The sequence below is a fragment of the Pseudoxanthomonas sp. X-1 genome (assembly GCF_020042665.1).
GTDB lineage: Bacteria > Pseudomonadota > Gammaproteobacteria > Xanthomonadales > Xanthomonadaceae > Pseudoxanthomonas_A > Pseudoxanthomonas_A spadix_A.
This window is the reverse complement of record NZ_CP083376.1, coordinates 104,997-119,738: the sequence shown is the minus strand read 5'-3', so window position 1 is coordinate 119,738 and position 14,742 is coordinate 104,997. Positions and strand designations below refer to the sequence as shown.

The window sequence follows — 14,742 nt, the reverse complement described above, 5'->3', positions numbered from 1 at the left end:
CGGGTCACACAGCCGACGCTTCCTGAACATGAGCGCCATCGCCCCCGCCCCCAAACGCCGCGCCGACGCCGAGCAGAACCGCACCCTGCTGCTGCAGGCGGCCGAGGAGGTGTTCACCGAACAGGGCGTGCAGGCGCCGCTGGAGCTGGTGTCGCGCCGCGCCGGCGTCGGCCGGGCCACGCTGTTCCGCAACTTCCCCGATCGCCAGACCCTGGTGCTGGCGCTGCTGGAGCGCGGGCTGGACAAGATCGAGGCCGAGGCCCAGCGCCTGGGCGACGATGCCGACGCGCTGGTGCCGCTGCTGCGCTTCGTGCTGGACCGGGTGATGACCCACGCCCCGCTGGTGGACTACTGGCAGACCCAGGGCCGCGACCAGCCGGAGATCGAAGTGGCGATGATGCGGCTGGTGACGATGTTCCAGTCGCCGGTGCAACGCGCGGTCGCCGCAGGGCGCTGCCGCGCCGACCTGGTGCCGACCGACATCCTGCTGCTGCTCAAGCTGTTCAGCGCCTGCGCGGTGCCGATGATGCGGCCGCTGGCCCCGTTCGAGCGCATCTGGGGCTTCGCCATGGACATCGTGCAGCCGGTGCTGGCCCCGGGCGGAGACGACGCGGCCGGCTAGGACCGCGTGCGTCCGTCGCGCCCCGCCAGGGGCGCCGGCCCGCTCAGTACAGGACGCTGAAGCGCTGGCCGCTGTGCTTGGGCGATTCGATCTCGTCGAGCAGCGCCACCGCGTAGTCCTCGTAGGAAATGCGGCTCTCGCCCTTGGCGTCGGTCAGGAAGGCGTCGCCGCCCAGGCGGAAATGGCCGGTACGCTCACCGGGGCCGAAGAACGCCGCCGGCGACAGGAAGGTCCAGGTGATGTCCTTCACCGCGCGCAGCTGGTCCAGGAAGGCCGCGCCTGGCAGCGCCTCGAACTTGTACTCGGCGGGGAACTGCGGGGTATCGACCAGGCGCACGCCCGGGGCGACCTCCAGCGAGCCGGCACCGCCGACCACCGCCAGGCGCGGGATCCCGGCCGCGCGCACCGCGCCCAGCACATGGTCCGCCGTGACGTTGGCGAAGTTCGCGGAACTGATGAAGACATCGTGGCCGGTCAGCTTCGCGCCCAGCGCGGCCGGATCGGCGGTGATATCGCCCTGAACGAAGACCGCGCCCTCGGGCAGGTCGTCGACCGGCTTGCGCGCGATGACGGTGACGGTGTGGCCGCGGCGCAGGGCCTCGGCCAGAAGACGGCGGCCGACGTTGCCGGTGCCGCCGAGCAGGGCGATGGAAGCCATGGACGTTCTCCTTGGTGGTTACGAAAAGGAACCATGCCATCATGGACGTCACGCCCCCGACTGCCAAGAAGGGAACCCGACGTGTCCAGGTGACTACCGTGTAACCCACCTGCCCGCTGATGCTCGCCATCCCCAATCCCGAATCCCCAATCCCCGCCCCACCATGACCCTGCACCGCTCCACCGCCCCCTACGCCGCCCACTGCCCCGTGCGCGATGTGCTCGACCGCCTCGGCGACCGCTGGAGCACGCTGGTGCTGCAGGCGCTGAAGGACGCGCCGCTGCGCTTCGCCGCGCTGCAGCGGGCCATCGACGATGTCTCCAAGCGGATGCTGGCCAAGACCCTGCGCGGACTTGAGGAAGACGGGCTGATCACGCGCACGGTGTATCCCAGCAAGCCGCCGGCGGTGGAGTACGCGCTGACGCCGCTGGGCCGCAGCTTCGTGCCGCAGATCGAGGCGCTGGTGGCCTGGGCGGAGATCCACCACGACGCGATCCGCAGCGCGCGCCGCCTGTATCGCGAGCAGCTCGAAGCAGCGGTCTGAGGCGCCGTCGACGCGCCCGTCCATCCGGCACGGGCGCGATCACGCCTCCCGCATCAGTCCTTGTCGAGATCCATCGCGCAGGCGAGCGCCCGCTGGGTTTCCAGCTCGGCCAGGCGGGCGGTCAGGCCGGCATGCACGTGGGCATAGGCGGCACTGCCCAGCACCAGGCGACGCGGCATCGCCGCCGCATCGGCGACCTCGAGGATGGCGCGCACCATCTTGTGCACATCGCCCTCGATGGCGAATGCGCCGGCGCGTTCGCCGAACAAGGCCTCGCGGATCTCTCCGGCCGGCGTGCCGGCATACGCCGCCATCGCCTCGGCCCGCACCACCCCGGCGGCGAAGCCGGTGACGGTGGGACCGGGTTCGACCAGCAGTATCTGGATGCCGAACGGCGCCACTTCCTGCGCCACCGCCTCGACGAAGCCTTCGATGCCCCACTTGCTGGCGTGGTACAGGCCGAAGCCGGGATAGGCGATCTGCCCGCCTTCGGACGACATCTGCAGGAGGCGGCCACCGCCCTGTGCGCGCAGATGCGGCAGCACCGCGCGGATCAGCTGGATCGAACCGACCAGATTGGTGTCCAGCTGCTGGGCGAGCTGCGCGTCGGTCACTTCCTCACCGGCGCCGAACAGCCCGTAGGCGGCGTTGCTGACCACGACATCGATGCGGCCAAGCGCGGCGAAGGCCGCATCGACCGCCTGGCGAAGCGCCGCGGTGTCGGTCACGTCCAGGGTGGCGATCCAGAGCGCCGCACCGTACTGCGCCTTCAGGTCGTCCAGCGCGGCGGGCCTGCGCACGGTGGCGGCGACGCGATCGCCGCGGGCGAGCAGCTGCTCGGTCAGGCCGCGGCCGAAGCCGCTGGAAGCGCCGGTGATGAACCAGGTCGTCATGGGAGTCCTTCGCAGGGCCGCGGGAGCGCGGCGTTCCCGACCAAGGTAGGCACGCGGGACTGTTGTTACTATCCGTTCAATCCCGCATGCGTCAGTGGAAGTTTCCCATGAATGCGAAACCCGCGCTCGCTGAGATGGCCGCGTTCGCCGCCATCGCGAGACAGCGCAGCTTCCGCAAGGCGGCCGACGAGCTCGGCCTGGCGCCTTCCACGCTGAGCCACATGATGCGCACGCTGGAGGCCAGGATGGAGGTCCGCCTGCTGCACCGGACCACGCGCAGCGTGGCGCCGACCGAGGCCGGCGAGCGCCTGCTCGCGCGCCTGCAGCCGGCCCTGCATGCGCTCGATGAGGCGCTGGACGAGGTCAACGCCTTCCGCGACGGGCCCGCCGGCACGCTGCGCATCAACACCAGCGAGGCGGCCGCCGCGCTGCTGCTGGAGCGCATCGTGCCCGCCTTCCTGGCCGAGCATCCGCAGATGGCGCTGGATCTGGTGACCGACGGCCGCCTCATCGACATCGTGGCCGAGGGCTTCGACGCCGGCATCCGCCTGGGCGAATCGGTGCCGCAGGACATGATCGCCATCGCCATCGACGGGCCGACCCGCTTTCTCGCCGTCGCCGCGCCCGCCTACCTCGCCGCGCACGGCTACCCGCGCACGCCGCAGGATCTGCAGCGCCATGCCTGCATCCGCCACCGGCTGCCCAGCGGCAAGCCCTATCGCTGGGAGTTCGCGCGACGCGGGCAGGAGGTCGTCATCGACGTGCCCGGCGCGCTGACGCTGGATCACACCGGACTGATGGTGCAGGCCGCCGTGGCCGGGCTCGGCATCGCCTACGTCCCGCAGCGCGTGGCCCAGACCGCGTTGGACAGCGTCGCGCTGCGCCCCGTGCTCGAACCGTGGTGTCCGCAGATTCCCGGCCTGTATCTGTACTACCCGGGGCATCGGCACGTGCCCGCCGGCCTGAAGGCCTTCATCGCCGTGGTGCGCGCGCAGGGCTGATCCGGTCGCGCCGCGGGGCCGCGACACGCGGGCCGGTATCCTGTGCGCATGATGTCTGCTGCGAACCACGGCTTCTCGCAGGACCACGCCGCCCTGCTCGATTCGCTCGCGACCACGCCCGACCTGCTGCTGATCCAGGATCTGGACGGGGTGTGCATGGGGCTGGTGCACGATCCGCTGACGCGCACGCTGGAGCGCGCGTACCTGGACGCGGCGGCCCGGCTGGGCGATGCCTTCGCCGTGCTGACCAATGGCGAGCACATCGGCGCGCGCGGGGTGAACGCGATCGTCGACCGCGTGTTCGGCGCGCCGGGCCACGCCGCCGCGCACGGCGCCTACCTGCCTGGCCTGGCGGCCGGCGGCGTGCAGCTGCAGGACCGCTTCGGCACGCTCAGCCATCCGGGCGTCAGCGACGCGGAACTGGCCTTCCTGCAGGGCGTGCCCACGCGCATGACGCGCTGGCTCTCCACGCTGCTGCTCGGCGCCCCCTACCACCTCGAACCGCATCGCGTGGCCACGCTGGCGGCCACCTGCGTGCTGGACAACCCGGCCTCGCCCACGCTCAACCTCAACGCCCTGCACCATGCGTTGGCCGAACAGCCGGCGCTGTACGCGCAGCTACAGCGGCAGGCGGCCGACTTCCTGCAGGCGCTGCTGCGCGAGGCGCGGGCAGAGGGGTTGGACGAAGCGTTCTTCGTCCACTACGCGCCCAATCTGGGGCGCGACGACGCCGGTGCCGAGCGCCTCAAGCCGGCCGCGGCGGGCGATGCGGGCACCACCGACTTCCAGTTCATGCTCGAAGGCGCGGTCAAGGAGGCCGGTGTGCTGGTGCTGCTCAATCACCATGTGCACGCGCGCACCGGTCGCTGGCCGCTGGGCGCGGACTTCAATGCGCGGCAGGCGCCACGCGCGCTGGAGGCCCAGGTGGCGCTGGCGCGGGCGCAGATCGCGCCGGCCGACATGCCGCGCCTGGTCGGCGTGGGCGACACCGTCACCAGCGTGGCGCACGATGGCGCACCGCTGCGCGGCGGCAGCGACCGCGGCTTCCTGACCCTGGTGCAGCGCCTGGGCGAGGCCTTCGGCACCGACAACCGCGTGCTGTTCGTGGACAGCAGCGCCGGGCAGGTACGACGGCCGGGGCTGGATGTGGCGCGTCTGGCGGCGGGCGCGGGCGATGCGGGCTTCGATCCGCGCACCGCCGCGGTCGGGATCACCGATGCGGACGATCCGCTGCGGTTGGATGTGGTCTTTCCCGGTGGGCACGCGCAGTACGTGGCGTTCTTCTGCGCACTGGCGCAGCGACGCGCGGCGTAGCGCGTGCGTCAGAGGTGAAACTGCCGGGGCTGGCACGTTCACTTAAGGCGGCACCTGCATTGGCATTGCGATGGGCCTGGAAGCGGGAAGCCGTCGGCTGGTCGCGCGGCATGTTTTCTAAGCGCTCTGCTTTGCCCCTCCCCTTTGCGCGAAGCGCAAGGGGGAGGTTGGGACGGGTCGCTCTTGCTTCTGCGGCCAGTCGCTGTGGGCCTAAGGCGACAGCGACGGCAACAGCCAACCCCTCCCCCAGCCCTCCCCTTCGCTTCGCGGAAGGGAGGGGGCGAAAAGCTTGTGCGCTTGCCGTGCGCCCCGCGCGCCCTGCCGTGTGGCTCAGTCGAGCAGGGCCAGGGCGCGCTGGACGTCTTCGGCGGTGCGGGGGCGGATCATGCGCGCGATCTCCTCGCCGTCGCGCAGCAGCACCACGGTCGGCCACAGCTTGACCCGGAACGAGCGGCCCAGCGGCCGGCCGCGGCCGTCTTCGACCTTCAGGTGGGCGATGTCCTCGCGCGCGTCGAAGGCGCGCTTGAAATGCGCCTGCGCCTCGATGCAGTGCGGACACCAGGCGGTGCCGAACTCGAGCGCGGTCAGGCCGGGCATCGCATCGATCTGCGCGCGCGCCGGCTCGGGGCTGGTGAACTGTCCGGTGTAGGCCATCGTGCTGCCCCTCCCAAGGCGTGGATGCATCGCACCCTACCGCAGCGCACCTGAAGCCGGCCAGCAGACCCGTCAGAGCGCGCGCACGTAGACCAGCTGCCCGCCGTTGCCGCCGGCGGCGCGCTCCTGCACGGCGAAGTGGCGCGACTGGCTGCGGAACAGGTCGCTGAGCTTGCGATGGCCGTACAGGCGCGGATCGAAATCGGGGCGGATCTTGTTGAGATAGGTACCGACCGCGCCCAGCGAGGCCCAGCCCTCCTCGTCGGACGCCTCCTCGATCGCCTGGCGCAGCAGCGACAGGGGCGGCGTATTGCCCTTGGCCTGCACCGGCTCGGCGGCCGCCGCGCTCGTGGCCTGTTTGCCGGCGCGCTTGGCCGGCGCAGGCTTGGCGGTTTCCGGCGCGGCACTGGCGGGCTCGGCGCGCAGCACGTCGTTGTAGATGAACTTGTCGCAGGCCTGGACGAAGGCATCGGGCGTCTTGCGCTCGCCGAAGCCGTAGACCACCAGGCCTTCCTCGCGCAGGCGCTGGGCCAGGCGGGTGAAGTCGCTATCGCTGGAGACCAGGCAGAAGCCGTCGAAGCGGTGCGTGTACAGCAGGTCCATCGCGTCGATGATCATCGAGCTGTCGGTGGCGTTCTTGCCGCTGGTGTAGGCGAACTGCTGCACCGGCGCGATGGAGTGCTTGAGCAGCGCGGCCTTCCACTGGGTCATGCGCGAGCTGGTGAAGTCGCCATAGATGCGCTTGACGCTGGCCACGCCGTACTTGGCGACCTCGGCCAGCAGGCCTTCGATCACCGCCGGCTGGGCGTTGTCGGCATCGATCAGCACGGCCAGGCGCTGCTGCTCGTCCTCGCTGGCGGCCTTGAGCGGCGATTTGGATTTCATGGGCACTCCTGCGAAAGGCGACATCGTACTGCGCCGCCCCGGACGGCCGCGTCGCGCGGCCGCGGCGTGCAATGCGCGGCGTGCTTCGGCCACACTTGCGCACCTGTCCGGATTCCAAGGCTTACCGCATGTCCGCTTGGCTGCGCCGCAAACCGCTCGACCAGATCACCGTCCACGAAGCCGGGCGCCGCCTGGTGCCCACCCTGTCCTGGCCGCATCTGGTGGCGCTGGGCATCGGCGCCATCGTCGGCACCGGCATCTACACGCTGATCGGCGTGGGCGCCAACCTGGCCGGCCCCGCGGTGCTGATCTCGTTCCTGGCCGCGGGCATCGTCTGCGCCTGCGCGGCGCTGGCCTATGCCGAGATGTCCACGATGATGCCCGCGGCCGGCAGCGCCTACACCTACAGCTACGCGGCGCTGGGCGAGGTCATCGCCTGGGTGGTGGGCTGGAGCCTGATCCTGGAGTACTCGCTGGTCGTGAGCACGGTGGCGGTGGGATGGTCGGGCTACTTCGTCGGCTTCCTGCAGTGGCTGGGCGTGTCGTTGCCGCATGCGCTGGTCGCCGGACCGCACGCCGGCGGCGTGCTCAACCTGCCGGCGGTGCTGATCACCTTCGCCGTGGCCGGTCTGCTGATGGCCGGCACCAAAGAGAGCGCCACGCTCAACGCGGTGCTGGTGGTGGTCAAGCTGATCGCGCTGGCGGTGTTCGTGGCGCTGGCGCTGCCGGCCTTCGACAGCGCCCACCTTACCCCGTTCATGCCCTATGGCTTCTCCAAGTCGCTGGGCGCCGACGGCGTCGAGCATGGCGTGATGGCCGCGGCGGCGATCATCTTCTTCGCCTTCTACGGCTTCGATGCGATCTCCACCGCGGCCGAGGAGACCAAGAATCCGGGACGCGACCTGTCCATCGGCATCGTCGGCTCGATGATCGGCTGCACCCTGATCTACGTGCTGGTGGCGCTGGCGGCGGTGGGCGCGATGCACTTCACCGTGTTCGGCAAGAGCGCCGAGCCGCTGGCGCTGATCCTGCGCGAACTGGGCCACGGCACGGCCGCGGCGGTGATCGGCATCGCCGCGGTGATCGCGCTGCCGACGGTGCTGCTGGCCTTCCTCTACGGGCAGAGCCGGATCTTCTTCGTGATGTCGCGCGACGGCCTGCTGCCGCGCGGGCTGTCCAAGGTCAACGCGCGCACCGGCACCCCGGTGGCGACCACGCTGTTCACCGCGATCCTGGTGGCGGCGCTGGCCGGCGTGGCGCGCCTGGACGAGATCGCCGCGCTGGCCAACGCCGGCACGCTGGCCGCCTTCACCGCCGTGGCCGCCTGCCTGCTGGTGCTGCGCAAGCGCGAGCCGGGCCGCGCGCGCAGCTTCCGCACGCCGCTGGCCTGGGTGGTCGGCCCGGTCGCCATCGCCGGCTGCCTGTACCTGTTCTTCAGCCTGCCCAGCCGCACCCAGCTCTACTTCCTGGTGTGGAATGTGATCGGCCTGGTCGCCTACCTGGCCTACGGGCGGCGCAAGGCCGAGCTGGGCAAGTCCGACGCCCCGCGCTGAGTCGCGGGCGCGTCCTTGCCTGGCGGGGACTACGCCCGCTGGGCGGGGAAGCGCAGCAGGCAGATCAGCACGATGCCGATGGCGCAGAACACCAGCGGCACGCCCAGCGCATAGCTCCAGTTGCCGGTGTGCGCCACCAGCTGCGCCATCACCACCGGGAAGATGCCGGCGCTGAGGTTGCCCCAGAACGCGGTCCAGGCCGCCAGCAGCGGCGTGCGGCTGCCGCCGAAGTCCTGCACCGCCGACCACAGCACGCCCTGCACCAGGCCGACACCGCACAGCGACAGGCACAGGGTCACCAGCACCAGGTGCAGGTCGCTGATGAAGGGCACCAGGGCCAGCGCCCCGCCACCCATGCACAGACCCAGCACGCCGGCCGGCAGGCGCGCGCGCCGCAGCGAGCCGCCGCGCTTGAGCAGGTGATCGGCGAAGAAGCCGTACGCGGTCACGCTGGCATACAGCGCCAGCCAGGGCATGGCGTTGTACCAGCCCGAGGCGGTGAGCGTGACGCCGCGCTCGCCGGTCAGGTAGAGCGGCAGCCAGCTGAGGAAGAACGCCTGCACGCTGATCAGGCAGAAGTAGAACGAGGACAGGAGCCAGGTCGTGCGCGAGGCGAGCATCCGCCGCAGCTCCGGCCAGACCCGCGCCGGGCCGTCGGCGGCCGCGACCGGCGCGCCGGGCTGCCCGCGCGTGAGCACCCACCACACCGCCGACAGGCCGATGCCGAGCAGCGCATAGGCGTAGAAGCACACCCGCCAGCCGTAGCGATAGGCCAGCGCGCCGGTGAGGATCGAGCCGACGACCGGGCCCAGGTACTGACCGGACAGGGCGATGGAGGTGAAGCGCGAGCGCCGCTCGGCCGGGAACCAGCGCGCGATCGCGGCCACCGAGCTGGGCCAGTCCGGCGCCTGCGCCGCGCCCAGCAGCAGGCGCAGCAGCAGCATGGTCCAGAACCCGGCCGCCAGCGGCATCAGCCCGATGGCCAGCGACCAGCCGAACAGCGCGATGGTCAGCAGCCTGCGGAAGCCGTAGCGCTGGATCAGCCAGCCCGAGGGCAGCTGGAAGATCGCATAGCTCCAGGAGATGGCCGCCAGGATGTAGGACATCTGCGCCAGGCCGAAGCCGAACTCGCGCTGGATCACCGGCGCCACCATGACGAAGGCGTTGCGGTCCACCGACAGGATCAGGTTGATCGGCGCCAGCGCGAAGAAGAACGGCACCCAGGGCCGGGTCGCTGCGCCGGTGGTGCGCGCGGTCTGCTCACCCATGCTCGTTGCATCCTCTGGTGGGGGGAACCGGGCCTGGCACCGGCCCGCTGGACCGGTGCCAGGCGATGTCGCTGGATCAGAAGTCGAAGGTCACGTTGGCGAAGAACGTGCGCGGATCGCCGAGGAAGATGTAGGTGGCCGAGCCGCCGATCCAGTACGTCTTGTCGAACAGGTTGCTCACGCCCGCACGGTAGGTGACCGCATGGCTGCCGACCAGCTGCTGGTACTTGGCCGTCAGGTCGTAGAGCGTGTAGCTGGGCGTGCTGACGGTGAGCTTCAGGCCGGTGTTCTGGTAGGCCACGGTCTGGCCGGTGTAGCGCGCCTGGGCGGAGAACGACAGCCCCTCCATCGTCGGCACCGTGTAGTCGGCGTGCAGCGAGGCACTCTTGCGGTAGGCGCCCGGCACGCGCTTGTTGAGCAGCCACGGTGAGGAAGCGTTGAGGTAGTCGGCCTTGTCCAGCCACACCGCCGAACCACCGACCACCAGATCGTCGCTGAGCTTCAGGTCCAGCTGGCCGTCCAGGCCCTGGTAGCGGCTGATGCCGCTCTGCACCCAGACGTTGTTCTCGTTGCCGTAGCCGGTCCCGCGGTCCACGCGGAAGGCGGCCAGCGCCGTGCGCACCAGGCTGCCGTCGTTCTTGAAGCCCAGCTCCCACTGCTTGCTGGTGCCTGGATCCATCAGCTGGCCGTAGTTGACGTACTGCGCGCCGACCGTGCTGCCGGGCTCCAGGGCCTCGGAGTAGCTGGCGTACACGGTGGTCTGTTCGCGCGGCTTGTACATCAGCGCCACCGTCGGGGTGGTCTCGTCGGTGGAGACCTGCACGCCGGCCTTGGTATAGCTGGTGGGCGAGGCGAAGGTGTAGCGGTTCTGCTGCTGGGTGTAATGGGTGAAGCGCACGCCGGCGATGGCCAGCCAGTGCGGCGTCAACTGCACGGTGTCGCTGACGAACAGCGCCTGCTGCCGGTTCCAGTTGTTGGGGAAGCGGGCCTGGTTGTCCACGTCGATCGGCGTGTAGTTGAAGTCCTGGTCGACGTACAGATTGCGATAGCCATAGTTGCGGTAGCCCGGCAGCTGGTGCGACAGGCCGCGCGTCTCGCGCTGCTTGATCGTGGTCCCGCCCAGCACCACCCTGTTCTCCAGGCCGAACACGTCCACCGTGCCGTTCAGCAGCAGCTGGACCGCATCGTTGTTGTAGATCTGCAGGCTCTCGAAGGTGCGGTCCTGGTAACGGCCGGCCGCGTTGAGCAGGGTCAGATAGCCCTTGGAATAGGCCTGCTCGGTGCGGCTGTGGGTCACGCGCAGGTCGGCGCTCCAGTCCTGGGCGAACTTCCAGTTCAGGCCCGTGCCCAGGTACAGGAAGCGCGGATTGTCGAAGGCCTGGTCGGCCTGCGGGTTACGCACCACGCCATCGGGCGAGGGCAGCTTCTCCTGGTTGTAGGAGGTCAGGAACACCATCGGCGCCGGCTTGCCGAAGCGCGACTTGACGTAGATCGAGTCGAACGACCAGGTCAGCGCGTCGGTGAGGTTGGCCGTGGTGGCCAGCGACAGCGCGCGCCGCTTGACGTCGGTGCCGGTGGGAGTCTTGCCGTCCTCGTTGACCGCGTTGAGGCGGAAGCCCAGGCCGCTGCCGTCCGAGGCGCCGCGGCCGATGTCCACGTGCTCCTTGAGGATGTTGTCCGAGGTCCAGCCGACGTCGGCGCTGAGCAGGCTGCCTTCGACCGGCTTCTTGGTCACGTAGTTGACCGCGCCGCCGGGCGAGGTGAAGCCGTACATGAAGCCCGAGGCGCCCTTCATCAGCTGGATCTGGTCCATGACCTCGATCGGCAGGCTCAGGCCCCAGGTGGTGATGGGCACGCCGTTGAGCTTCTGGCTGCCGTCGGTGGAGGAGATCGCGATGCCGCGCACCGAGATGAAGGACGACCAGCCGGTGTAGGCGCTGCCGGCCTGGCGGGTGACGCTGGCATCGCCGCCGAAGGCGTCGTACAGCGAGGCCGGCTGCTTGTCCTGCATCGCCTCGGAGGACACCGCCGAGATCGAGAACGGCGTGTTGAGCTTGGACACCACGCCCAGCGCGCCGCCGGTCACGTCCTTGATCTGGCGGGTGCCCTTGGTGATGACCTTGCCGAGTTCCTTGACGCCGTCGTCGCCGGCATCGGCATCGGCGGGCGCGGCGGTCTGCGCGGCGAGCGGGCCGGCACCGGCCAGCAGCAGGGCACTGATGAGACAACTGAGGACGCTGGGCCGCGCGATGGCGCGCCGCGCGCGGGCGGAAGACACGACGGTGAAGGCGGAGCGGGTCATGGGAAGGTGTTCCTGAGGAGGCTGACAGGGAGGGCTGGCATGCGGTGGAACGGGAGAAGCGGGCGACCGCTGTGTGGGTCAGTCGCCGATGCGGATGCGGTGGGCGGGCAGCAGCGGGCGCCGCTGCGACAGCGTGGGCAGGCGGCGGCGGGCTTCGACGACTTCCGCCGGGTCCAGGGACGCGCCGAGCACGGTCGGGTCATCGCCCGCGGCCGCCAGCACCTGCCCGAACGGCGCGACGATGCGGCTGTGGCCGTAGGTGGACACGCCATCGCGCTGGCCGCACTGGGCCGGCGCGACCACGTAGCTGCAGGTCTCGATCGCGCGCGCGCGCAGCAGGACCTCCCAGTGCAGCGGGCCGGTTACCACCGAGAACGAGGCCGGGATCAGCAGCACGTCGGCACCGGCCTGCGCCAGCGCCTCGTAGAGATGGCCGAAGCGGAGGTCGTAGCAGATCGACAGCCCCAGGCGCAGGCCCAGCGGCACGATCTCCACCACGGTCGGCGCGCCCTGGCCGGGGCGCACGCTGGCCGATTCCTGGAAGTCGCCGGTGCCGCCCAGGCGCACGTCGAAGGTGTGCAGCTTGTCGTAGCGCGCCACCACCTGGCCGCGCGGGTCGATCACGTGGCTGCGGTTCCAGATGCGCGTGCCGTCCTCGGTGCGCAGCAGCAGCGAGCCGGTATGCAGCCAGATGCCGAGTTCGCGCGCCAGGCTGGCGCACAGGGCCAGCGTGGGGTCCTGCGCCTCCGGCAGGCAGGTGCCCGGATAGTCGCGGTTGTCGCGCAGCAGCAGGTTGGCCGCTTCGGGCAGGCACACCAGCCGCGCACCGGACTGCGCGGCGGCGCGCACCGCCGCGGCGATGGCGGCGTTGTTGGCGGCCACGTCCGCGCCGCTGCACAGCTGCACGGCGGCCACCTGCACCGGCGCGCTCATGCCGCACCTCCACCGGCGCGGTCGTGCGCGGCCAGGAAGGCATCGACATGCCGCATCGTCGCCGCGCGCTCCTCGACGTGGCACATGTGCGAGGACTCGGGCATGCAGACCCAGCGCGCGTCGGGGATGCGTTCGACATAGGCCGCCACGCAGGCCGGCGTGGCCTCGTCGTGGACGCCGGAGATCACCAGGGTCGGCGCCTGTACCCGGTCCAGGCGATCGCCGATGTCCCAGTCGCGCAGGCTGCCGATGACGTGGAACTCGGTCGGCCCGTTCATGCTGAAGTACACGGTGGGATCGTCCGCGATCGCGGCGAAGGTGCGCTGCACCTCCGGCGGCCAGGGGTCGAGGCGGCAGACGTGGCGCTGGTAGAAGACCTGGGTGGCGGCCTGGTAGTCCGGGTGCTGGTAGTCGCCGCGCGCCTCGTGGCGCTCCAGCGCCTCGCGCACGTCCTGCGGCAGGCCCATGCGCAGCCGCCGCGCCTCGCGCACCCACAGCGGAAACGACGAGGGCGAGGAGGCGATGACCAGCGCGTTGAGCCCGGCCGGCCGCCGCACCGCGTGCTCGGCCGCCAGCATGCCGCCCCAGGACTGGCCCAGCAGGTCGTAGTGCTGGGCGATGCCCAGGTGCTCGAGGAGCGCGTCCAGTTCGTCCAGGAACAGCTGCACCGTCCAGAACGCATCGGGCGCATCGCGCAGATGCGTCGAGCGCCCGTTCCCCAGCTGGTCGTAGAACACCACCGCCCGGCCGCCCTGGGCCAGGTCAGCGAACGCCTGCAGGTAGTCGTGGGTACAGCCCGGCCCGCCGTGCAGCAGCACCAGCGGCGCCAGGCCGGAGCGCAGGTCGCCGATCACCCGGTACCACGTGGCGTGTCCCCGGAAAGGGACATGGCCTTCGCGCTGGACACTGCAAGGGTGCATCGCTCGTTCCGGTTGCGGGGACTGTCCCCTTCGCAACCAAGACTCGCGATCCGGCGGCCTTGCGACAACTGTAAGAAATTGCAGTTTTATTGCGCGGGCCGGTCGCTAGCATGAGCTCGCAACCCCGCCATCGCCCGCCGGCCTCACCGCCGCGGCGACGGCACGCTCTTTGAGAATCCGCACATCAATCCGCCGGCTCGCGCAGATAGCCGAAGTGCGCGGCACGGGCGATGGCCTGCGCGCGGTTGCGCCCGCCCAGCTTGCGCGCGGCGCTCTGCAGGTGCAGCACCACGGTGGACTCCGAGCGCTTGAGCTTCCACGCGATCTGCTTGGACGACAGGCCCTGGGCCGAGAGCACGATGCACTCCTGCTCGCGCACGCTCAGGCCGATGCCGACCGGGGTGAGTTCCTCGCGGCCGAACAGCTGCGCCAGCCGGTCGTTGGTCGCATGCGCCAGATAGGCCAGGCGCAGGACGTGCAGGTCCAGTGCCTGGCGCGCCTGGGCGAAGCGCTCGTCGTGCCACAGCGCGGTCATGGTGGCGAAGCGGTTGCCGGGCATGTGCAGCGGCACGGTCACCCCGCGCGTGTAGCGCCAGTCGTGCAGCACTTCGGCCACCGCGTGGCTGCCGTCGTCCAGCAGGGGCTGCAACGCCGAGGCCTCCTTGCGGTGATAGGACCAGAAGAACGGGCAGGACCCGCGCAGCGCCAGCGCCTGCACCGGGTCCTTCTGGTAGAAGCCCTGGCGCACCCACAGGTCGCGCATCTCCGCCGGCACGTTGCACGGCTCGATCACGCTGGGCGTCATCAGCGCGCCTTCCGGCGTGGTCGGCACCGGCGCGAAGTCGTAGATCAGGGCGTCGAACCCGAGGCGCCGCACGATCTCCAGGGCGTTGCCCAGGCACTCCTGGACGCTGGTCGCCGCGGGCACCATGTCGGGCAGTTCCCACGAATTGTCGGTGGCGTGCATGAGCCGGATGTCTCCAAGCATCTCGCCCCGGCCCGCTGCGGGCCAGGAAGCGGCAATGGCGGACCCGGTCGTCCTGTCCGGGCGTAGAGCGCCCCTCCCCAGGGTCGCTTGCGGGGGTCCTGGCCGGTCGCGGGCCGACACCGCGGCCCCACCGTGCTCCTTGCGCCGCGCTGCCCCGCGCATCCGTGCCGACCGATCGCGAGGCCCGCGCTGGTTCATCCCCGAGCG

The 14,742-nt window shown here is 70.7% G+C and carries 14 protein-coding genes; 5 read left to right on the top strand and 9 right to left on the bottom strand.

Annotation, left to right across the window (positions count from 1 at the left end; all coding sequences use genetic code 11):
• Positions 1 to 28: 28 nt before the first annotated feature.
• Positions 29 to 622, top strand: coding sequence for a TetR/AcrR family transcriptional regulator (locus LAJ50_RS00525; RefSeq protein WP_138653950.1), 594 nt, complete (start codon positions 29 to 31; stop codon positions 620 to 622).
• A 43-nt stretch (positions 623 to 665) separates the two neighbouring features.
• On the opposite strand, the gene LAJ50_RS00520 is transcribed toward LAJ50_RS00525, so the two are convergent.
• A complete protein-coding gene (locus tag LAJ50_RS00520; RefSeq protein WP_138653948.1) occupies positions 666 to 1,280 on the bottom strand; it encodes an NAD(P)-dependent oxidoreductase in 615 nt (204 codons plus the stop codon).
• A gap of 163 nt (positions 1,281 to 1,443) precedes the next feature.
• On the opposite strand from LAJ50_RS00520, the gene LAJ50_RS00515 reads away from it, so the two are divergent.
• Positions 1,444 to 1,824 carry a helix-turn-helix domain-containing protein gene (locus LAJ50_RS00515; RefSeq protein WP_138653946.1) on the top strand — a complete coding sequence of 127 codons (381 nt, stop codon included), beginning with the start codon at positions 1,444 to 1,446 and terminating at the stop codon, positions 1,822 to 1,824.
• Between the two features lie 53 nt (positions 1,825 to 1,877).
• On the opposite strand, the gene LAJ50_RS00510 is transcribed toward LAJ50_RS00515, so the two are convergent.
• Positions 1,878 to 2,717, bottom strand: coding sequence for an SDR family oxidoreductase (locus tag LAJ50_RS00510; RefSeq protein ID WP_138653944.1), 840 nt, complete (start codon positions 2,715 to 2,717; stop codon positions 1,878 to 1,880).
• Positions 2,718 to 2,824: 107 nt separating this feature from the next.
• Between LAJ50_RS00510 and LAJ50_RS00505 the strand changes: the two genes are divergently transcribed.
• The gene (locus LAJ50_RS00505) at positions 2,825 to 3,718 is read left to right on the top strand and encodes a LysR family transcriptional regulator (protein WP_138653942.1); all 894 of its coding nucleotides are present in this window, start codon (positions 2,825 to 2,827) and stop codon (positions 3,716 to 3,718) included.
• 51 nt (positions 3,719 to 3,769) lie between these two features.
• Entirely contained in the window at positions 3,770 to 5,032 is a 1,263-nt protein-coding gene (stpA, locus tag LAJ50_RS00500; RefSeq protein ID WP_138653940.1) for a glucosylglycerol 3-phosphatase, read from the top strand.
• Positions 5,033 to 5,362: 330 nt separating this feature from the next.
• Here stpA and LAJ50_RS00495 read toward each other — a convergent pair whose 3' ends face one another.
• Together LAJ50_RS00495 and LAJ50_RS00490 are read right to left on the bottom strand one after the other, a co-directional pair.
• Positions 5,363 to 5,686 (bottom strand): thioredoxin family protein, encoded by a 324-nt coding sequence (locus LAJ50_RS00495; RefSeq protein WP_138653938.1) that lies wholly within the window; start codon positions 5,684 to 5,686, stop codon positions 5,363 to 5,365.
• Between the two features lie 72 nt (positions 5,687 to 5,758).
• On the bottom strand, positions 5,759 to 6,571 hold the full coding sequence (locus LAJ50_RS00490) for an NYN domain-containing protein (protein ID WP_130551329.1): 813 nt from the start codon (positions 6,569 to 6,571) through the stop codon (positions 5,759 to 5,761).
• A gap of 128 nt (positions 6,572 to 6,699) precedes the next feature.
• Between LAJ50_RS00490 and LAJ50_RS00485 the strand changes: the two genes are divergently transcribed.
• Positions 6,700 to 8,124: an amino acid permease gene (locus LAJ50_RS00485; RefSeq protein ID WP_138653936.1), complete on the top strand. Its 1,425-nt coding sequence runs from the start codon at positions 6,700 to 6,702 to the stop codon at positions 8,122 to 8,124.
• A 29-nt stretch (positions 8,125 to 8,153) separates the two neighbouring features.
• Here the strand turns inward: LAJ50_RS00485 and LAJ50_RS00480 are convergent, their stop codons facing one another.
• From LAJ50_RS00480 to LAJ50_RS00460, 5 genes are all read right to left on the bottom strand, one after another.
• Positions 8,154 to 9,392: an MFS transporter gene (locus tag LAJ50_RS00480; RefSeq protein WP_138653934.1), complete on the bottom strand. Its 1,239-nt coding sequence runs from the start codon at positions 9,390 to 9,392 to the stop codon at positions 8,154 to 8,156.
• Positions 9,393 to 9,468: 76 nt separating this feature from the next.
• Complete coding sequence (locus LAJ50_RS00475; protein ID WP_138653932.1) at positions 9,469 to 11,694, bottom strand: TonB-dependent receptor; 2,226 nt, start codon at positions 11,692 to 11,694, stop codon at positions 9,469 to 9,471.
• A gap of 78 nt (positions 11,695 to 11,772) precedes the next feature.
• Complete coding sequence (locus LAJ50_RS00470) at positions 11,773 to 12,627, bottom strand: carbon-nitrogen hydrolase family protein (protein ID WP_138653930.1); 855 nt, start codon at positions 12,625 to 12,627, stop codon at positions 11,773 to 11,775.
• Positions 12,624 to 13,547 carry a proline iminopeptidase-family hydrolase gene (locus LAJ50_RS00465; RefSeq protein ID WP_138653928.1) on the bottom strand — a complete coding sequence of 308 codons (924 nt, stop codon included), beginning with the start codon at positions 13,545 to 13,547 and terminating at the stop codon, positions 12,624 to 12,626. The genes LAJ50_RS00470 and LAJ50_RS00465 overlap by 4 nt, the downstream gene beginning before the upstream one ends.
• A gap of 184 nt (positions 13,548 to 13,731) precedes the next feature.
• Positions 13,732 to 14,514, bottom strand: a complete 783-nt coding sequence (locus tag LAJ50_RS00460; protein ID WP_205957662.1) for a LuxR family transcriptional regulator — start codon at positions 14,512 to 14,514, stop codon at positions 13,732 to 13,734.
• Positions 14,515 to 14,742: the final 228 nt, after the last annotated feature.